This window comes from Cohnella nanjingensis, from assembly GCF_014212125.1.
Classification (GTDB): domain Bacteria; phylum Bacillota; class Bacilli; order Paenibacillales; family Paenibacillaceae; genus Cohnella; species Cohnella nanjingensis.
This window is the reverse complement of record NZ_JACJVP010000003.1, coordinates 1-19,067: the sequence shown is the minus strand read 5'-3', so window position 1 is coordinate 19,067 and position 19,067 is coordinate 1. Positions and strand designations below refer to the sequence as shown.

Genomic DNA, 19,067 nt, shown 5'->3' with positions numbered 1-19,067 from the left:
ACAAGGTGAAGCGCTTACGTTCATTATATTTCGTTTGTCCGCCCAAGGGGAAGTCCCCAGTCGTGATCAGTAGAAAAGGAGTGTCAGCATGTATCCTTTTAACGGATTGGATATGGGACTCGGGAACCTCGCCCGCGTCTCGGGCGCTGTCACGCGCTCCATCAGCGCGGAGAACCCGACCGGCGCCAAAGGCGGCGGCGCGCAGGCGGCGTCGGGAACAGGCGCCTCGTGCGCGCGCGATCTCGGGGTCGGCTGGAAAGTGTCGCCGTCGGTCGATATGACGCCCGGCATGACCTACACGATGGCGGAGATCGAAGGGCCGGGCGCCATTCAGCACATCTGGCTGACGTGCCATCCGAACCATTGGCGCACCTTCATCCTGCGCATGTATTGGGACGACGAAACGGAGCCTTCCGTCGAAGTCCCGCTCGGAGATTTCTTCTGCAACGGCTGGCAGGAGCGCTGCAACGTCAACTCCTTCCCTATCGCGGTCAATCCGGCGGGCGGCATGAACAGCTACTGGCTGATGCCGTTCCGCAAGCGGGCGAAGATCACCGTCGAGAACACGGGGACGGAAGGCACGCACTTCTATTATCAGGTCGACTACACGCTGACGGAAGTGCCGGACGACATGGCATACTTCCACGCGCAATGGCGCAGGAGCAACCCCGTTCCCTACAAAGACGTTCATACGCTCCTCGACGGCGTGTCCGGCCGGGGACACTATGTGGGCACTTATCTGGCGTGGCAGGTCAACAACAACGGCTGGTGGGGCGAAGGCGAGATCAAGTTCTATATGGATGGGGACCGGGAGTTCCCGACGATCTGCGGCACGGGGACGGAAGATTACTTCGGCGGGGCTTGGAACTTCGAGCAGCCGAAGGGAGAGTACGGGGCGTATTCGACGGCGTTCCTCGGCTTGCCTCAGATTCTGAAGCCGGACGGCCTCTACCGCAGCCAGCAGCGCTTCGGCATGTACCGCTGGCACGTCATGGATCCGATTCGGTTCGAGCAGGACCTCCGCGTGACGATTCAGGATCTGGGATGGCGTTCCGGCGGACGCTATCTGCCGCAGCAGAGCGACATCGCCTCGACGGCCTACTGGTACCAGTTGGAGCCGCATGCGCCGTACCCCGCGCTGCCGGGCAATGACGGGCGGGAAGTCGTCTAGCCGCTCCGACCGATCGGTCGGAGTCATGAGCCGCTAGGCATGCGTCTTGTTGCGCAGCCTGCGTCGGCCAAGCAAGGGCAGCCTGAGTCGTCAGGCTGCCCTTGCGCGTTCCCGTAAGCTTTCATGGCTTATTTTCATTCACAAGACCTACGGATTTTGAACGTATCCGCCTATTCTCGCGCCATTTCGATTTGATTATCGTTAAAGTGTACGGAAAATTCTGGTAGAGTGGAGGGAATTCGTGAAAGAACGGAAGAAATGGGTGGATGTCGCCAGAGGCCTGAGCATCATCCTCGTGGTCATGGGGCATGCGGGAAACGACGTGATCAACCATTATCTCGGATGGTTCCGCATGCCGCTGTTCTTCCTCGTCAGCGGGCTCCTGTTCAAAGAAGTGCCAGCGGCCGCCTACCGATCCTGGGCGTGGCAGCGGATCAAGCATTTCATGATCCCGTACTTCGCCTACGGCATCTGCATCGCCTGTCTGGTCGCGGTGCGGCTCATGGACCCGATGTCCATCCCGCAAGATCTCCTGTTGCTGCTGTACGGAGGAACGGTGCTGGGCGGATGGTACGGCGTATTCTGGTTCATCACCTGTCTGTTGCTGGTGCATCTCCTCATGGGATTCCTCTCGCGTTACCCGCTGCGGACGCAGGCAGCGGCCGTCGCCGTCTGCTATGCGGCCGCGCACGTCGTCAGCATGACCGCGATGGCGAGCTGGGATATCCCCTGGAACGCCGACGTCGCGCTGATGGCGATCGCTTTCTTCTTCTTGGGCTACGCGGGCAAGTCCGTCCTGCCCGTCCTGCTGGCGCGAAGGCAAGCCTTCGTACCCGCGCTGGTCGTATGGGCTGCGGCGGCCGCGCTGAATGCGGCGGGGCTCTGGAACTTCCGCATCGACATGAAGATGAAGGTGTATACGCTCCCTATCGTGGATCTGATCGTTCCGATCGCGTGCGTGCTCGTGGTGCTGCAGCTCTGCTATTGGGCCGCGAGCTGGCGGCCGACGGATGCCTTGGCGTTCCTCGGCACGGTTACGATCACGATCATGTATCTGCACGTTCCGGTCAACATCCTGTTGACGTACGGCATCGGGCTCGACTACGGCACCTTGGTCTTCACGGCCGTCGGCGTGCTCGTCCCGCTGGCGATCGCCTGGCTCATGTCCCGTTCAAAGCTGCTGACCGCGATCTTCCTCGGCCGCCAAGGCTTCGGGCGGAAGCGCGCCCAGCCGCCCGCTGCGTCTCAGCCGACGACAGCCGCATAGCTTCGGCTAGCCGGACGCCGGCAGCCGCTGCGGCTTAAGGCAAGCGGCATCCCGCAGTATGCAAGGGTTGCCCTTGACCGTCATTGACGGTCAAGGGCAACCCTTCTTGGCGTGCCGTCATTCCCTTCTGCGCCTCCCGGCCGGACACGCCCGATCGGCGGGTTCCGCTGCTATGCCTGGCGTATCATCAACAGGACATTGGGGAACGATGACCCATGTGCCAGTATTTACCGAAAGGGGGAGCGGGGATGAAGTTCAGGATCGCGAAGATGCTCTTGCGCCTCCTCGCCGCGCCTCAGTCGCAGGCGACATCATCCGCGCCGCCCTCATCTCCCGACGATCGGGCGACCCTGGAACGAACGCTGCACGAGCTCAACGATTGCATGGACCTCGTCCACCGGAAATTTCCGTCGAACGGCATGGACGTCGTCTACTTCGCCTACCTGGTCGGCAACGACGATCTGTATCGGGACATCATCCAGCCTTTCTCCAACGCGACGGTTCAGGAAGCGGCCGCGCGTCTGGCCTGCCTTCCCTATACGGAGGTGCAGAACTCCAATGTCTGTATCGACGGCATCCTGGAAGGGATGGCCGCCATCTTCCTGAAGGGCAAAGCCTATCTCATCCGGATCGACGAAGCGGAAGGCCGGTCGATCGCGCAGTCGGAGACGGAGACCGTCATCTCCGGCCCGCACGACGGCTTCGTCGAGAACCTGGAACAGAATCTGAGCGTCCTGCGCAGGCGGATCAAAAGCTCCCATCTCAAAACGATCGAGCTGCCGGTAGGGGAAATCTCCAAAACGAACGTCGTTCTCGCCTATCTGGAGGGCATCGCCAATCCCGACTTCGTCGAGGCGCTGAAGGAACGCATCAAAAGCGTGGAGATCGACTCCGTCATGGACGCCAACATGTTCGTGCAGCTGATCGACGAGAACCCGAATTCCGTCTTCCCCCAATTCCTGACGACGGAGCGGCCGGACGCCGTCGCCTCCAAGATACTGGGCGGGAGAATCGCCGGATTCGTCGACGGGAGCCCTTCGGTGTTCTGCAGCCCGACGTCCTTCTTCGACTTCTTCTCTTCGCCCGACGACTACTATCAACGCTGGCTGCTGGGCACCTCCCTGCGGATTCTGCGGCTCGTCGGCTTCTTGATTACGATCTGCTTTACGGCGTTCTACGTGTCTATTACGACGTTTCACTACGAGATGATCCCGCATACGATGCTCCTGAACTTGACCGAATCGAGAAGCCGGGTGCCGTTCCCGCCGCTCATCGAAGCGCTGCTTATGGAGACGACGATCGAGCTGCTGCGCGAGGCGGGTGCGCGCCTGCCGACGAAGATCGGGCAGACCATCGGCATCGTCGGCGGGATCGTGATCGGGCAAGCGGCGGTTCAGGCCGGATTCACCAGCAATATCCTGATCATCGCCGTGGCGACGTCCGCCATCGCCTCGTTCGTCATCCCCAGCTACATCATGAGCGCATCGCTCCGGTTGATCCGGTTCGGGCTCATTATTCTGGCCGGGGTACTCGGCAATCTGGGTCTGCTGATGGGGATCGGGTTCGTCATCATTCATCTGGCCGGGATCACGAATCTGGGAACTTCCTACTTGACGCCGCTCGCTCCGTTCAACGCCGGCGACGTCCTGGACACCTTCGTCCGAGGTCCGTTCTGGGCGCTCAGGAAGCGTCCTTCGATCGTGAAGAGTTCGAATCGAACCCGGAACAAAATGCGGAGATAGCGATGGCCAAAGCGAACGAAAAACTAAACCGAATCCATATCGCCCTGCTCATCTATATGATCGAACTGGACGTCACGGTGTTCGCGCTGCCGCGTCTGGTCGCCAAGAACATCGGCACGAACGGCTGGGTGGGCTTGCTCGCGCTGACCTGCGTCGCCTGCTTCAACATCTGGCTGTTCCAGATCGTGTACCGCATGGGCAAAGGCCAGTCGTTCTTCCAGATCGTCGAGGCCGTCGTCCCGAAGTGGTGCGCCTATCCATTCTATTTGGTCCTAACGGTCTTCTGGATCGCGATCGGCTCCTTCATCGGCAAGGACTTCATCTTGATCTTCCAGACGCTGACCTTCCAATCGAGCAGCAGCATGATGATCTTCTCCCTGTACTGCCTGATGGTGTACGTCCTGCTCGTTAAGGATATCTACAGCATCCTGAAGGCGGTCACCCTCTTTTTCCTGATGACGGCTTCTGTGAACCTGCTCGCGCCCTTTTTCTTTCAAGACTGGAAGCTGATCCGGTTCACGACTTCGCTCTTTCAAGGGACGGAGGGCGGTCATACGCTGCATGGCTGGACGGAGGTGTACACCGTCTTCGTCGGATACGAGCTGTGCCTCTTCCTGTTCCCCTATGTAGACAAGAAGAGCAAGTTGTTCCAAGGCATGTACACCGGCCAGTTGCTCATCGGGCTCGTCCAGCAGCTGGCGGTCTGGGTCTCCTTCGGGTTCTTCAGCTTTCCCGAGCTCAAGGTGTTGGCATATCCCGTCATTCATACGCTGGAGTACATTGAGTTTCCGTTCATCAACCGGGTGGAGAACCTGGTATTTCCGTTCTTCCTGTTCTCGAATCTCGTCTCGACGGTCCTCTTCGCCTTCGCCGGATTATCCTGTCTGAAGCAGATGTTCCCGCAGGCGCGTCCGAAGCTGCTGGAGCTGTTCATCGTGATCGCGATCTTCGGGCTCGGTTACATTCCAAAGCTATTACGGGAGGCGGAGGCGCTGGTGTTCCATTCCTTTTTCGTCGAGATCGGCGTCGCCTTCGTCCTGCCGCTCCTGCTCATGGTCTTGTTGCAGATCGGGAAGCTGCGCAAAAAGGGGGTCAAAGCATGAAAGCCGCCGCATGCTGGCTGCTCATGCTGGTCTGTCTCGCCGGATGCACGGATCAGCGCGTCTTGGAGAAAATGGGGTTCATCCGCACGATCAGCTTCGACGTAGCCGGGCAAGACAACGCGAACATGCTCAAAGTCACTATCAGCATTCCCAAGTCCTCGCAGAACGAAAGCATCGTCTATACGACCGTCGCGCATTCGAGCAAGCAAGCGCGCGCCGTCTTCGACCGTCAGAACGATCGAAGACTCGTGAACGGCCAGATTCGCCAAATCTTGTTTGGGGAAGCGCTGGCGAAGCAGGGCATATGGAAACACCTGGACGCGACCATGCGCGATCCTTCGGTCGGAATCCACGCCCATGTCGTCGTCGCGGAGGGCGACACGGAGAAGATGCTGTCGAGAAAGTACCCGCAGGGCGGCACCGCGGGCGAATATATCGACAACCTGCTGCGCGCCGAATCCGCGACGCGGGACATTCCGCATGCGAACCTCCATACGTTCATCCGCGACTACTACGACGACGGGATCGAGCCGGTCGCGACGATCCTGAAGGAGACGCCTTCCAGCCTGCTGATCGACGGCGTGGCGCTCTTCAAGAAAGACAAGTACGTCGCGCGCGTCCCTGCGGCGGACAAGATGTATTTCGGGCTGCTGCGAGACAGCGTGGATACGGGGGAGCTTAACATGGACGATATTCGGATGGGAAAAGAATCCTTGCCTGTCTCCCTGTCTTACATTCATAGCCGGCGCAAGATCCGGTTCTCCTCGGTGAAGGGGCTGACGGCAGGGACGCCGCTGAAGGTCACGATCCATCTCCGGATCAGAGGGTCGCTGTTGGAGTTCTACGGAGGAGAAGCTTTGGACAATGCCGCCAACCAGAAAAAGCTGGAGGCGGGGATGTCCCGTTACGTGGAAGAAAAATGCAACGCGCTCATCGCGCTGATGCAGCAAAACAAGACCGATTCGATCGGCATCGGCCAGCACGTCCGGAATGCGATGAAATACGCGAGCTGGAGGCAACTGGAATGGGACGATACGTTCTCCAAAGCCGATATAACTGTACGAGCCGACGTGAAGATCAAGGACATCGGAAAGCTGACGCGATCGTAAGCGGAAGCCGTGCCCTCTCGTCCGCGTCTCCGGCATTTGGACTCTTCGTCGTTCGCCCGAAGCCTTGCAAACCGCTAACGGTTCAGGCAAGCTAGAGGGGAAAAGGCGGAGAGGAGCAGATGAAGCATGGCGAAGGACGGCAAGGAAAGATTCACGAACCGGGTCGATACGTACGTGAAGTATAGACCGAGCTACCCGAAGGCGGCGATCGACTTCTTGTATGTGACCGTAGGCTTGCGGGCCGGAGACGAGGTGGCGGATGTCGGCGCAGGCACGGGCATCTTTTCGCGATTGCTCCTCGAGCGGGGCAGCCGCGTGACGGCATTGGAGCCGAACGAGGCGATGCGGCAAGCCGCAGAGCGGGCTTCCGCGGGAGAGCCGGGCTTCCGGGCGCTGGCGGGGTCCGCGGAAGAGACGGGACTGCCGGCCGGCTCCGTCGATGCGGTGGTGTGCGCCCAATCGTTTCATTGGTTCGACCGGAACGCCGCCAGAGCGGAATTCAAGCGGATCCTGAAGCCGGGCGGGAAGGTCGTGCTGATCTGGAATACGCGGAAGACGACGGGATCGGCTTTCCTCGAAGGGTATGACCGGCTCGTGCACACGTACAGCCCCGATTACAAGGACGTCGGCCACAAGAACATTTCCCGGGAAACGCTCGTCTCGTTCTTCGCGCCGGGATGGCCGAAGGAAGCGACGTTCCCCCAGGCGCAGTTGTTCGATTTCGAAGGCTTAAGCGGGCGGCTGCAATCGTCCTCCTATATCCCGGTGCCGGGCCATCCGAGCTACGAACCGATGATGACGGATCTTCGCCGGCTATTCGACCGTTCGCAGGCGGACGGACGCGTCTCCTTCGATTACGAGACGGAAGTGTATTGGGGAGAGGTGTAGCGCCGGTCGAGCCGGATCGGTTTAAGACGAAAAATCGGCGAGCAGGCAAGATGAGGCGGACGGCCTTTGGTCGTCCGCCTTTCTGTCGTTCTAAGGGGAACGATTCATCCGCGGCCGGGACGACGATATCGACGCTATGCCTGTGCGGGAAGTCGGACGCATGCGCATACCCTTTCGAAATCTTGCTATTCTATTCCCAAACGCGTACAGAACGCCGATGGCGGAGGTATACTAGGGGTGGAGGTGAGCGCGATGCAGTACCTGGATGAAGAGGGGCGGATCCGCGACGAGATCTGGCAGGCGATCGTTCAGAATGACGCTGGGAGCAACGGCAAGTTTTTCTACGCGGTGAAGACGACGGGCATCTTCTGCAGGCCGTCCTGCAAGTCTAGGCCGCCCAAGCCGGAGAATGTCCGCATCTTCGAACGCGCGGAGCAAGCGCTTGAGGAACGGTTCCGGCCGTGCAAGCGGTGCAAGCCGACCGGTCGGCGTCTCCCCGACGACGAATGGGCCGCCCAGATCAAGCGATATATCGAGATGAACTACGCCGAGACGATCACGCTGGAGTCGCTGGCGGACGCCTGCCACGGCAGTCCGTACCATCTGCACCGGACGTTCAAGCGGGTCACGGGGATGACGCCCGCCGAGTACGTGCAAGAGACGAGAGTCGGCCGGGCGGGCGATCGACTGATCCGGACGGAGGATACCGTCGCGGAGATCGCCGCCCAAGTGGGGATCCCGAACGTGCCGTACTTTGTCACCTTGTTCAAGGAGAAGACGGGTTTGACCCCTACGCGCTATCGGCAAACCCATCGAAACATCATACACCCGGAGGTGTTGCGAAATGAAAGTCAACCATGAGCCGTCAACGCCCGTTTATTGGATGTTGCTGGAGCAGGAGGAATGGCGGCTGCATCTGGCCGCTACGGAGGCGGGACTCGCCTATGTCGGATCGCAGGACAAATCCTTTGAAGAGATGGAGGAGGCGGTGAGCCGCCGCTTGCCCCGCGCCGAATGGATTCGGGACGAGGACAAGCTGCGTCCGTACGCGGCCGCGATCTCGGCCTACCTCCGCGGAGAAACGCGCGGCTTCGACCTGCCGCACGACTTCCGCGGCACGCCGTTCCAGCTCGCCGTATGGCGCGCGCTGTGCGAGGTGCCCTACGGGCAGACGCTATCCTATTCGGATATCGCGCACCGGATCGGCAAGCCCGCGGCGGTGCGTGCGGTAGGCGCCGCGATCGGCGCCAATCCGGCTTTGATCACCGTGCCCTGCCACCGGGTGATCGGCAAGGGCGGCGCGCTGACCGGCTATCGCGGCGGCCTGGCGATGAAGACGAGGCTGCTCGCCCTCGAGCGCGGACGCGCGGATGCCGGCCGCGAGAGGAACCCGGTCCATGCTTGACCGTCTCGAGGACCGGATCGCGGCGCTGGACTGGGGGTCGCTGCAAGCGCAGCTGGACGAGCAGGGCTTCGCCCGGCTTCCCGCGCTCCTGCGTCCCGACGAGTGCGAAGCGCTCATCAGGACGTACGGGGAAGAGGCGCGCTTCCGCAAGACGATCGACATGGCCCGGTACCGGTTCGGGGCCGGCGAATACAAATATTACGCGGCGCCGCTCCCGGCGATCGTGCAGCGGCTCCGCGAAGGCTTGTACCCCGAGCTTGCGCGCGCGGCCAACCGCTGGCACGAACGGCTGGGGCAGGAGACGCGGTATCCGGCCGCGCTCCCGGACTTCCTCGCGCGCTGCCACGATCACGGCCAGCTGCGGTCCACGCCGCTCATTCTGAGATACGAGGCGGGAGGGTACAACTGCCTGCATCAGGATCTGTACGGCGAGGTGCACTTTCCCTTCCAGGCGGTATTCGTCCTGAACGCGCAGGGGGAGGACTACGAAGGCGGCGAATTCCTCCTGACGGAGCAGCGGCCGCGGGCGCAGAGCCGGGGACACGCGCTGCCGGTCGCGCAGGGGGCGGGCCTTCTCTTCCCGACGAACCACCGTCCCGTCTCCGGCTCGCGCGGATATTACCGGACGACGCTGCGTCACGGCGTCAGCACGATCACGTCGGGCACCCGATACAGCCTGGGCATTATTTTCCACGACGCGAAGTGAGCCGAAGGCCGGATCGTCGGACCGAGATTACGGGAAGGGGATACGGTGATCTTGTCGAAGTAGTTAGCACCGGCAAGCGAACGCGTGGAGGCGAATGTGACATGAAACTAAAGTGTGCGATCCTCGACGATTATCAGAAGGCGGCCTTGACGATGGCGGATTGGACCGTCCTGTCGGACGCGGTGGAAGTCACGGCGATTCATCGGCATCTGGCGCAGGAAGACGAAGTCGCAGAAGCGCTTCGCGATTACGACATCGTCGTCGCCATGCGGGAGCGGACGCCGTTCCCGGACCGTCTGCTCGCGCGGCTGGACCGGCTGAAGCTGCTGATCACCTCCGGTATGCGCAACGCCTCGATCGACGTCGCGGCGGCCGCCCGCCGGGGCATCGCCGTGTGCGGGACGGGCAGCTGTTCGGAGCCGCCGGCCGAGCTGGCGTGGGCGCTCATTCTCGGCCTGGCGCGCGGCCTGATGCCGGAGAGCCAGGCGATGCGCGCCGGCGGACCCTGGCAGCAGACGATTGGCATGGACCTGAACGGCAGTACGCTGGGCTTGCTCGGGCTTGGCAAGATCGGCGGGCGGATGGCCCGGATTGCCCAGGCCTTCGGCATGAAGGTCGTCGCCTGGAGCCAGAATCTGACGCCGGACAAGGCGGAGGCGGCAGGCGTCCGCTTGGCCGCTTCCAAGGAGGAGCTGCTGGCCGAGAGCGACTTCGTCTCCATTCATCTGGTGCTGAGCGACCGGACCCGGGGGCTGATCGGAGCGGAGGAGCTCGCGCGCATGCGCCCGTCCGCGTATCTGATCAATACGTCGCGCGCCCCGATCGTCGACCGGGAGGCGCTCGTCAACGCGCTGCGCGCAGGGCGGATCGCGGGGGCCGGCCTCGACGTGTTCGAGATCGAGCCGCTGCCGGCGGACGATCCGCTGCGGACGCTGCCGAGCGTGCTCGCGACGCCGCACCTGGGCTACGTGACGCGCAACAATTACGAGGTGTATTTCCGGGAGGCGGTGGAAGACATCGCGGCCTTCCTGGCAGGGGCGCCTATCAGGCAGCTGTCCTGACTGAACGCTAGAACGAACGTCGGAACGGACGCCCGAGCACTGGATAAACGCCGGACTGAACGACCGATGGATCGCTGGCCCGAACGCCTGTCCGACGTCGGATCGAACATACGTCTGCACGTCCGCAAGCCGAGCTCCTGGCCCTTGGAGTTCGGCTTTTTCGCGTCGTCTGCGGAATCGGAACTTGAAGAACGCCGTCGACGGCAGGGGAATGGCATCGATTTGGCGAATTTCAAATTCATTAAGCAAAGAAACGGCCGGTGAGCGTTAGCATGCTTCGAAAAAAGTGGATCGGACGAACGGCGCTGCTCGGCATCGTCCTGGCGTTCCTCGCCATGCTGACTATGCCCGTGATCGGACTGACGCCGGAGAAGTTCAAGCCGCGGGCGAAGGACGGCGTGCTGGACCTGCGGCAGTGGCGCCTCGGCGAGCAGGGGACGATCCCCCTCAACGGCGATTGGTCCCTGCATGGGGAGCAATTGCTGACGGCGATCCGCCCGGGCGGGCAGGGCGATTCGCAGACGGAGGCGTTCGCCGAAGTGCCGGGCGTGTGGACGTCTCGCGGGATGCCGGGTCGCGGCTATGCGACCTATCATTTGAAGGTTCTGACGTCAGGGGAGACGGGCCGGCTGGGCTTGCATATTCCGGCCATCGCGCCGGCCTACAAGCTCATTCTGGACGGCCACGTCATCGCGCAGGCGGGGACGGTCTCGGCGGATCCGGCGCAGACCCGCAACGCTTACCGCCCGCAAACGGTGCTGTTCGATCCGCCGGCGGGGGCGTTCGATCTCATTCTGCAAGTCGCGAACGACCTCTATCCCGAAGGCGGCATCTGGTACAGCATGACGCTCGGCACCGAACGGCAGATGCTGGCTCTGCAGGAACGCCAAATGATGGTCGATATGGCCGTTTTCGGTGGATGCGTGCTGCTCGGGCTGTATCAGATCGCGGTATTTCTGCTCCGCCACTCGGAGCGCTCCACCCTCTACTTCGGCATCTGCTGTCTTTTAGGCGCGATCCGCCAATGGGCGGTGGGCGGCATCTATCTGGTCGACGTCTTCCCGCAGACGGACATCCGGACGCTGATCCTGCTGGAGTATCTGTCCTATTACGGCGGGGTGACGATGGCGCTGCTCTTCGTACGCAGCCTGTATCCGAAGGAATACAGCGGCGCTCTCATCAAGCTGTTCGCCGGGATCGGCTGCGGCTTCATCGCGACCGTCCTGATCTTCCCGGCGGAGACGTACACCCGGTTCATGGGGGCGTACAAGATCGTCTCCTTGATCTGCCTGGGCTACATGATCTACGGCTTCCTGCTGGCGTTGTGGCGGAAAAGGAGCGGGGCGCTGCTCCAGCTCGCGGGCTGGCTCGTCTTCGTCGCCGCCGCCGTCCACGATATCGTCTACAGCGAGGGCCGTATTATCGGGATCGACTTCCAGCTTGTACCCTACGGATTTATCCTGCTCGTCTTTATCGAAGCCTTGGAGCTGGCGAGGCGCTTCACGAGCGCTTATCGGGTGATCGGGACCATGTCCGACGAACTCGTGGCGCTGAACCGGATGAAGGACGAATTTCTGGCCAACACCTCGCATGAGCTGAAGACGCCGCTGCACGGCATCTTGAATCTCTCCGCCGCCTTGTCCGAAGGAAAGTCCGGGCCGGTGAACGAGACGCAGCGCGAGCAGCTCGAAGTGGTGGTCGCGGTCGCCCGGCGGTTGTCGAACTTGATCAACGACATCCTGGATTTCTCGAGGCTGAAGAACAAGGGCATTCAACTGCAGCGCAGACCCGTCGATATTCGCGCGTTGGTCGCGGCGCAGCAGGAAGTGTTCCGCCACTATATCGGGCAGAAGCCGGTCGCGCTTCGGATGGCGTGGCCCGAGTCGCTCCCGCTGGCGGACGCCGATCCGAGCCGGCTGCTCCAGGTGCTGTACAACCTCATCGGCAATGCCGTCAAGTTCACGCCGCAAGGCGAGATTACGGTATCGGCCGCCGCGGCCGGCGGGATGCTCCGGATCTCCGTCGCCGACACCGGCATCGGCATCTCGGCGGACAAGCTCGAGACGATCTTCCTGTCCTTCGAGCAGGCGGGCACCTCCGTGGCCCGCGAATACGGAGGAACCGGCCTCGGTCTCGGCATCTCCCGGCAGCTGGTCGAGCTGCATGGCGGGCGGCTCACGGTACAGTCGAAGGTCGGGCAAGGCGCCGTCTTCACGTTCACCCTCCCCGCGAGTCAGGAGAGCGTCCTCGCACCGGCCCGCTATCGGCCGGACGCGGAGGAGGCGGCGCAGGCCAGGCTGCCGGCGGGCTGGCGGGAGGTCGCGGCGGCCCGCGTTCCGGACCGCCGCGACAAGCCGGGGCAGAAGATTCTGGCCGTGGACGACGATCCGGTGAATCTGAGGGTCGTCATGGCCGCGCTGTCGGACGAGCCCTACGAAGTGCTCGCCGCGACGAGCGGCGCGGAGGCGCTGGAGATGCTGGACAAGAGCGGGGGCGGGATCGGCCTGGTCATTCTGGACGTCATGATGCCCGGGATGTCCGGCTATGAGACCTGCCGGCAGATTCGCGGCAAGTATCCGCTCTCGGAGATGCCGGTGCTGCTGACGACGGTGCGGAACGAACCGGAGGATCTGATCTACGGGTTCGAGTCCGGGGCGAACGACTTTTTGACCAAGCCTTTCCAACCGCACGAGCTGCGGGCGAGAGCGCGCACGCTGCTGGAGATGAAGCGCTCCGCGGAGGATGCGGTCCGCTCGGAGACGGCGTTCCTCCAGGCGCAGATCAAGCCTCATTTTCTCTACAACACGCTGAATACGATCGTCTCCTTCTCGCTGGACGAGCCGCAGACCGCGCATGATCTGCTGCTGCATCTGAGCCGGTACCTGCGGAACAGCTTCGACTTCAAGAACAAGGAGAAGCTGGTCCCGCTACGCAAGGAACTGGAGTTGACGGAAGCCTACTTGAAGATCGAGCAGGCGCGGTTCGGCAAACGGCTGCAGGTCCGGTTCGAGCTGGACGAAGGCGCCGACTGCTACCTGCCGCCGGTTACGCTGCAGCCGTTGGTGGAGAACGCGGTGCGGCACGGCGTCACGAAAAAGGAAGACGGGGGCACCGTGAGCGTAACGATTCGCGCGTTGGCAGACGCCGTCGCGATCTGCGTCGAAGACGACGGGGCGGGCATGCCGGCCCCGGCGGAGACGATCCTCTCCGCCAAACGGGAAGACGGCGGAGGCGTCGGACTTCAAAATATTCATCAGCGGCTGGTCCGGCTGTACGGCAAAGGGCTGCTCATCGAGAGCGAAGCCGGCGGCGGAACTCGCGTCACGTTCCGCATCCCGACGGCCGCGACGCATCAGACGGGAGGACAAGCATGATTCATATCGCGGCCGTAGACGACGAGCTGCCCGCGTTGAAGCGGGTGGAGAAGCTGCTGGAGACGATCGGGGACGTGCAGGTGGGCGGACTGTTCGACAGCGCGAGGGACTTTCTGGAGCAGGCCTTAACGAAGCCGGACCCGATCGACCTGGTCCTGCTCGATATGGAGATGCCGGGCATCCACGGCCTGGAGCTGGCGAGGCGCCTGCGGGCGTTCCGGCCGGAGATCCAGATCGTATTTCTGACCGCCTACGAGGAGTATGCCCGCGACGCCTTCGATGTGGAAGCGCTCGATTACCTGCTCAAGCCGATCACGAAGGAAGACCTGGAGAAGACGCTCAGCCGGTACGCGAGACGAATCGGCCGAGGAGCGGCTGAGCCGGCCGTGTCCGAACCGGGCTTATCGATCCGCAGCTTCGGTCCGTTCGCCGTCGCGACGGCGCAAGGCGAGCCCGTCCGCTTTCGCAATTCGAAAGGCCGGGAGCTGCTCGCCTACCTGCACCATCACCGGGGCAGGCCCGTCAGCAAAGCGCAGATCCTGGAGGACATCTGGTACGGCGGAGATATCGAGCGCACGCAGGTCACGCTGCATTCGACCGTCTATCAGCTGCGCAAGGATCTGGAGGCCTCCGGCTTGACCGACGTCATCGAGCAGACGAAGACCGCCGGCGGCAGCTATAGCGTGCGTTGGACGGTTGCGTACGACGACGTCGACGCGTACCGGGAAGAGTGGGACGCGTACAAGCGCAAGTCGTCGCTCTCTCCCGTCATGCGGGCCATCCAATTGTACGGTGACGGCTATCTGGCCGGGAGCGGATACGGATGGGCGGCGCCGCGCCAGGCGGAGCTGGAGCTGGGGTACGCGGAGCTGCTCGAGGCGATGGTGGACGCGTCCGTCCGGCAGCAGCGCTACGAGTTCGCCCTCGGACCGATGCAGAAATGGTCGCAGCTTATGCCGCTGAGCGGCCGGCTGCATGCGAAGATGGTCGCGCTGCTCCTGCTGATGGATCGGGATGCGGACGCGCGGGACTACCATGAGCTGGCGCTCGCGCTGGTAGACCGTCCCGACGAAGCGGCTTTGCTGGATTATGGCCGCATAGCCGCGGATCCGGCTTCCTGGTTCTGAACGGCGGCAGCACGCATCCGGCCAGTCGCGGAGAGGCCGCGAGATGGGGCCGAAAAGGCGTACTAGGTACGACACTCTGGGCTGGTTAGCGGCGAAAAGGCGTGAAGTGACGTACTGGGTACGTCACTTGAGGCGGTTAGCGGCGAAGAGGCGTGAAGTGACGTACTGGGTACGTCTCTTGAGCCGATTAGCGGTGAAGAGGCGTAAAGTGACGTACTGGGTACGTCTCTTGAGCCGATTAGCGGCGAAGAGGCGTAAAGTGACGTACTGGGTACGTCTCTTGCGGCGGTTAGCGACGAAGACGCGTGAAGTGACGTACTGGGTACGTCTCTTGAGCCGAATAGCGGTGAAGAGGCGTAAAGTGACGTATTGGGTACGTCTCTTGCGGCGGTTAGCGGCGAAGAGGCGTGAAGTGACGTACTGGGTACGTCTCTTGAGGCGGTTAGCGGCGAAGAGCAGCCAACAGACTTGTCCCATGGTCTTATCAGCCCCATGGTCTTATCAGCCCCATGGTCTTATCAGCCCCATGGTCTTATCAGCCCCTTAAGGACGCCTCTTTTAGAGGATTCTGGCGCCCTAAATTTCGGCAAATCCTGCAGAGGAACGGCTAAAGCTTACGGGAAGCGCTTTCTTTTCAGTTGTTCGCCAGGAGCGCCAAGTATCATAAGCTCTAACTACACCCTCCAAGGAGGCTTTTTCTTGAAGTTGTTTCTCGTTCTAAGTCAAATTCTCTATTTGCTCTGCATGATCCCATGGCTCTTCGTCTGGGGAATCTCCTTCATGAGCTTCGACCAAGGCTTCGGCCTGGCGAACGTCTCGTTCGTCGCGGGGATCGGTCTCTATCCGGTCGCGGCGATCGTCTGCGCCATTTTGGCCTGGCGGTTCCACAGGCGCCGCAAGAAGACCGCCATCGTCGTGAATCTCATTCCGATGGCGTGGATTCTCGGCCTCGGGGTGCCGCTCTTGTTTATCAATTTCTCTTAAGCGCGGGAAGCGCGCGATCGTTTCTCCATATGGGCGTCCGCCGATTGCCAAGAGAGACTTCCGCATCTAGGATGCCGGACGTCTCTTTTCTATTCGCGCTGCCCCGGATCATCCCCGATACCGCAGAATAACGGCAGCTAAGAAGCCTGCGTTCCCGTCTTCGAGAACGCAGGCTTCTGCTTGGTCACACCGCGGGCTCCCGCTTCTTGAAGAACGTCTTGAGCGCATGATAGATCTCGGCTTTCTCCCGGATTACGTAATAGAGGAACGAAGGATGATCGAGATGCTTGTAAGCCGACATCAGCGTGCTGCTGCGGTTGTACTGGTTGACTTCGCCGTAGCCGAAAATATTGGAGCGCTTCATGAGCTCGTGGATGAGCCGCACGCAGCGTTCATTGTCGCTCGTCAGATTGTCGCCGTCGGAGAAATGGAACGGATAGATGTTGTAGCTCGAGGCCGGATACCGGCTGTCGATGATCTCCAGCGCCTTGAGGTAGGCGGAGGAGCAGATGGTGCCGCCGCTCTCGCCGCGGGTGAAGAATTCTTCCTCGGTCACTTCCTTGGCTTCGGTATGGTGCGCGATAAAGACGATCTCGACCTTCTCGTACTGGCGCCGCAGGAAGCGGTTCATCCAGAAGAAGAACGAGCGCGCGCAATATTTCTCGAAAGAGCCCATGGAGCCGGGCGCGCCATAAGGAACGAAGCCCGCTCATAGGACTGGCGCGGCGCGACATAGATTGGAGGGACGGGAGACGGGAGGGCAGGCGGATGAAGTATGCGGTATCGGAGACGAACGGAACGGAGCCGGCTGCGGCGTGGTTACGGGAGAGGCTGATCGCTTATGCGAAGCAAAAATACGGCATCGACTTGCAGGTGAGCGTGAACGGCAAGTACGCGAAAAAGGCGCAGAGCCCCGCTCCACCCCCTGTCTCTCCTCGGTAAGCCACGGCCGATACGTCGTTTTGAGGGAGGTCGTTTCCGTTGCCCGAGCCGATCAAGTGCGCCGTCTATGCGCGCGTAAGCACGGACCAGCAGGGAGACTCAATCGAGAATCAAGTCAGCCAGTGCAAGGAGTATATCGCCCGGCTCGGTCCGTCCTATGATGGCGCGGAGATTATGATCTACCAAGACGAGGCGGTATCCGGTTACTATACCAGCGTCTTCGACCGCGCCGAGATGCAGCGGGCGATCCGGGACGCCAAGGCTAATGCGTTCAAGCTGCTGGTGTTCAAGGAAGTCAGCCGCGTCGGCCGGGACAAACAGGAGAATCCCGCGATCATCGGCATGTTCGAGCAGTACGGCGTCCGCGTAGTCGCGATCAACGATAACTACGATTCGCTGAACAAAGACAACATTACGTTCGATATTCTGTCCGTCTTGTCCGAGCAGGAGAGCAAGAAGATCTCCTCCCGCGTCAGCAGCGCCAGGCGGCAAAAGGCGAAACGAGGCCAATGGAGCGGCGAGGCTCCGATCGGCTACCGGGTGAATCCGGAGACGAAGACGCTCGAGGCGGACGAGGGCTACCGACGCATTCCCGAGCTCGTCTTCGAGTGGTATGTCCGCCTTGGGCTGGGAACGTTCAAGGTGGCGGAGCGGCTCAATCAAGACGGGTATCGGACGAGAGCCGGCCGGCCGTGGACGAGAGAGTCGGTCAATCGCATCTTGCGCAATCCGGCGTATATCGGCCAGGTGGTGTACGGTACCCGCCGCAACCAGCTGCTTCGGGCGTACGACGATGGCGGCAAGATGACCAAGCGCAAGGTACAGGCCCGGATCGACAAGCGGGAGTGGCAGATCGTCGAGCATGCGCACGAGGCGCTGATCGATGAGGAATTGTTCGCGCGCGCCCAAGCGATCTTGGCCGCCAGAGGCCACCATCGCGTGCCCCGGCGCGCGTATCATCCGTTGACGGGCATCCTCGTCTGCGGATCATGCGGGGAGCGGATGGTCTGTCAGCGGCGCACCTTCCGGCTCAAAGCCTATCGGTACTATATTTGCAAAACCTACCACAAATACGGACGCTTGGCTTGCAGCCAGAGAAATATCAACGCGGAAGAGATCGAGGCGCTGCTGATCGATCGCATTCGCCGGAAGCTGGCCTCCTTGCCATCGGACTTCTTCCTCATCCGCATGGATTCGGCTGCCGACTTGGTCCGTCTTCATCAGGAGATGCTGGTCCAAGAGCAAGCCCAGGCCAAGTGGAAAAAGGATCAAATGGATCTGTTTCGGCAAAGAGAACTGTTCGTCTTCGATACCTACCAGCAGGAGATGCAGCGCATGAAGCGGCGAATCGAAGCGGCAGCGGAGGCGCTGACTCGCTTGCGCGGGCAGCGGGAAGAGATCTTGAAGCAGGGAGAAGAGACGACCGCATTCGCGCATCTGGCGGAGGAAGCGGCGAGACTCCAGATGGCCGATCTCGCCGAAGTCAGAGCGCTGCTGCAAGAGGCCGTTCAATCCGTGAAGGTAACCGGGAATCGGTTGGAGATTCAATATCGGGTGGACTTTGAGTTGGATTGGGCCTAAGGCGATCCTCGAACCCGAACGATCAAGAGCGGCCGCGAGGCCGTTTTTTAGTCATACGCATTTGTGAAATTCAAGCCCTATGCATGTCCGCACCCTTTACATCCTTTTAACAAGATTGGATAATGAGCTCATGTAAAGTATGGATATTTACATCCTATACTTACCTAAAGGAGAGTGTAGCTTGTGCGCGAAACCTGCGTTCCGACGGGCGTGGCCGTAAAAGACACTGGCTTCGGATACACGTTGTCCTTAATCGGCGGCAAATATAAAATGATCATTCTGCATTGGCTGTCTGAACATCAGGTTATGCGGCATAACGAGCTGAAGCGTAGTATCGGTACCATTTCCTTTAAAACGCTAAGCATCATGTTAAAAGAGCTCGAGGCAGACGGCCTTATCCTACGCGAGGAATTTCCCCAAGTCCCTCCGAAAGTCGAATATTCGCTATCCGAACGCGGTCTTTCGCTCCTTCCCCTGTTAAATATGATGTGCGAGTGGGGAGAGAAAAACGGCTCGCCGGCGCTGGAGGTTGCACAGCGGCAGGCATAGCGAGTTTGTTCCAATCAAAAGAAGTATCTCCTTATACTGATATTATCCCCTTTGAGTA

At 61.2% G+C, this 19,067-nt stretch carries 16 protein-coding genes and 1 pseudogene; 16 read left to right on the top strand and 1 reads right to left on the bottom strand.

Annotation, left to right across the window (positions count from 1 at the left end):
• Nucleotides 1-88 precede the first annotated feature (88 nt).
• The 13 genes from H7C19_RS02870 (at nt 89) to H7C19_RS02810 (ending at nt 15,937) form a co-directional block, all read left to right on the top strand.
• On the top strand, nt 89-1,171 hold the full coding sequence (locus H7C19_RS02870; RefSeq protein WP_185141072.1) for a glycoside hydrolase family 172 protein: 1,083 nt from the start codon (nt 89-91) through the stop codon (nt 1,169-1,171).
• Between the two features lie 241 nt (nt 1,172-1,412).
• A complete protein-coding gene (locus H7C19_RS02865; RefSeq protein WP_185141071.1) occupies nt 1,413-2,438 on the top strand; it encodes an acyltransferase family protein in 1,026 nt (341 codons plus the stop codon).
• A 248-nt stretch (nt 2,439-2,686) separates the two neighbouring features.
• Nucleotides 2,687-4,180, top strand: coding sequence for a spore germination protein (locus H7C19_RS02860; RefSeq protein ID WP_246469275.1), 1,494 nt, complete (start codon nt 2,687-2,689; stop codon nt 4,178-4,180).
• A 2-nt stretch (nt 4,181-4,182) separates the two neighbouring features.
• A complete protein-coding gene (locus H7C19_RS02855; RefSeq protein ID WP_185141069.1) occupies nt 4,183-5,283 on the top strand; it encodes a GerAB/ArcD/ProY family transporter in 1,101 nt (366 codons plus the stop codon).
• Nucleotides 5,280-6,392: a Ger(x)C family spore germination protein gene (locus H7C19_RS02850; RefSeq protein WP_185141068.1), complete on the top strand. Its 1,113-nt coding sequence runs from the start codon at nt 5,280-5,282 to the stop codon at nt 6,390-6,392. Before H7C19_RS02855 ends, H7C19_RS02850 begins: the two co-directional genes overlap by 4 nt.
• Nucleotides 6,393-6,518: 126 nt before the next feature.
• A complete protein-coding gene (locus tag H7C19_RS02845) occupies nt 6,519-7,280 on the top strand; it encodes a class I SAM-dependent methyltransferase (RefSeq protein WP_185141067.1) in 762 nt (253 codons plus the stop codon).
• Nucleotides 7,281-7,532: 252 nt separating this feature from the next.
• Nucleotides 7,533-8,141, top strand: coding sequence for a bifunctional transcriptional activator/DNA repair enzyme AdaA (locus H7C19_RS02840; protein ID WP_185141066.1), 609 nt, complete (start codon nt 7,533-7,535; stop codon nt 8,139-8,141).
• Nucleotides 8,125-8,685 (top strand): methylated-DNA--[protein]-cysteine S-methyltransferase, encoded by a 561-nt coding sequence (locus tag H7C19_RS02835; protein WP_185141065.1) that lies wholly within the window; start codon nt 8,125-8,127, stop codon nt 8,683-8,685. Before H7C19_RS02840 ends, H7C19_RS02835 begins: the two co-directional genes overlap by 17 nt.
• Nucleotides 8,678-9,391 carry a 2OG-Fe(II) oxygenase gene (locus tag H7C19_RS02830; RefSeq protein ID WP_185141064.1) on the top strand — a complete coding sequence of 238 codons (714 nt, stop codon included), beginning with the start codon at nt 8,678-8,680 and terminating at the stop codon, nt 9,389-9,391. Before H7C19_RS02835 ends, H7C19_RS02830 begins: the two co-directional genes overlap by 8 nt.
• A gap of 101 nt (nt 9,392-9,492) precedes the next feature.
• Entirely contained in the window at nt 9,493-10,452 is a 960-nt protein-coding gene (locus tag H7C19_RS02825; RefSeq protein ID WP_185141063.1) for a D-2-hydroxyacid dehydrogenase family protein, read from the top strand.
• A 272-nt stretch (nt 10,453-10,724) separates the two neighbouring features.
• On the top strand, nt 10,725-13,826 hold the full coding sequence (locus H7C19_RS02820) for a hybrid sensor histidine kinase/response regulator (protein ID WP_185141062.1): 3,102 nt from the start codon (nt 10,725-10,727) through the stop codon (nt 13,824-13,826).
• Nucleotides 13,823-14,953: a response regulator gene (locus H7C19_RS02815; RefSeq protein ID WP_185141061.1), complete on the top strand. Its 1,131-nt coding sequence runs from the start codon at nt 13,823-13,825 to the stop codon at nt 14,951-14,953. The genes H7C19_RS02820 and H7C19_RS02815 overlap by 4 nt, the downstream gene beginning before the upstream one ends.
• 699 nt (nt 14,954-15,652) lie before the next feature.
• Nucleotides 15,653-15,937 carry a hypothetical protein gene (locus H7C19_RS02810; protein WP_185141060.1) on the top strand — a complete coding sequence of 95 codons (285 nt, stop codon included), beginning with the start codon at nt 15,653-15,655 and terminating at the stop codon, nt 15,935-15,937.
• Between the two features lie 184 nt (nt 15,938-16,121).
• Here the strand turns inward: H7C19_RS02810 and H7C19_RS02805 are convergent.
• Nucleotides 16,122-16,619 (bottom strand): annotated as a pseudogene (locus H7C19_RS02805) (DUF444 family protein); the annotation flags it as partial.
• Nucleotides 16,620-16,705: 86 nt separating this feature from the next.
• On the opposite strand from H7C19_RS02805, the gene H7C19_RS02800 reads away from it, so the two are divergent.
• From H7C19_RS02800 to H7C19_RS02790, 3 genes are all read left to right on the top strand, one after another.
• Nucleotides 16,706-16,879 (top strand): hypothetical protein, encoded by a 174-nt coding sequence (locus H7C19_RS02800; protein ID WP_185141059.1) that lies wholly within the window; start codon nt 16,706-16,708, stop codon nt 16,877-16,879.
• A gap of 39 nt (nt 16,880-16,918) precedes the next feature.
• The gene (locus H7C19_RS02795) at nt 16,919-18,460 is read left to right on the top strand and encodes a recombinase family protein (RefSeq protein WP_185141058.1); all 1,542 of its coding nucleotides are present in this window, start codon (nt 16,919-16,921) and stop codon (nt 18,458-18,460) included.
• Between the two features lie 183 nt (nt 18,461-18,643).
• A complete protein-coding gene (locus H7C19_RS02790; RefSeq protein WP_185141057.1) occupies nt 18,644-19,009 on the top strand; it encodes a winged helix-turn-helix transcriptional regulator in 366 nt (121 codons plus the stop codon).
• Nucleotides 19,010-19,067 lie beyond the last annotated feature (58 nt).

Excerpts from the sequence above, each read along its gene's own strand:
- H7C19_RS02870 (WP_185141072.1), top strand. The coding sequence starts at position 89 with ATGTATCCTTTTAACGGATTGGATATGGGACTCGGGAACCTCGCCCGC.
- H7C19_RS02860 (WP_246469275.1), top strand. The coding sequence starts at position 2,687 with ATGAAGTTCAGGATCGCGAAGATGCTCTTGCGCCTCCTCGCCGCGCCT.
- H7C19_RS02855 (WP_185141069.1), top strand. The coding sequence starts at position 4,183 with ATGGCCAAAGCGAACGAAAAACTAAACCGAATCCATATCGCCCTGCTC.
- H7C19_RS02850 (WP_185141068.1), top strand. The coding sequence starts at position 5,280 with ATGAAAGCCGCCGCATGCTGGCTGCTCATGCTGGTCTGTCTCGCCGGA.
- H7C19_RS02845 (WP_185141067.1), top strand. The coding sequence starts at position 6,519 with ATGGCGAAGGACGGCAAGGAAAGATTCACGAACCGGGTCGATACGTAC.
- H7C19_RS02840 (WP_185141066.1), top strand. The coding sequence starts at position 7,533 with ATGCAGTACCTGGATGAAGAGGGGCGGATCCGCGACGAGATCTGGCAG.
- H7C19_RS02835 (WP_185141065.1), top strand. The coding sequence starts at position 8,125 with ATGAAAGTCAACCATGAGCCGTCAACGCCCGTTTATTGGATGTTGCTG.
- H7C19_RS02830 (WP_185141064.1), top strand. The coding sequence starts at position 8,678 with ATGCTTGACCGTCTCGAGGACCGGATCGCGGCGCTGGACTGGGGGTCG.
- H7C19_RS02825 (WP_185141063.1), top strand. The coding sequence starts at position 9,493 with ATGAAACTAAAGTGTGCGATCCTCGACGATTATCAGAAGGCGGCCTTG.
- H7C19_RS02820 (WP_185141062.1), top strand. The coding sequence starts at position 10,725 with ATGCTTCGAAAAAAGTGGATCGGACGAACGGCGCTGCTCGGCATCGTC.
- H7C19_RS02815 (WP_185141061.1), top strand. The coding sequence starts at position 13,823 with ATGATTCATATCGCGGCCGTAGACGACGAGCTGCCCGCGTTGAAGCGG.
- H7C19_RS02800 (WP_185141059.1), top strand. The coding sequence starts at position 16,706 with ATGAAGTATGCGGTATCGGAGACGAACGGAACGGAGCCGGCTGCGGCG.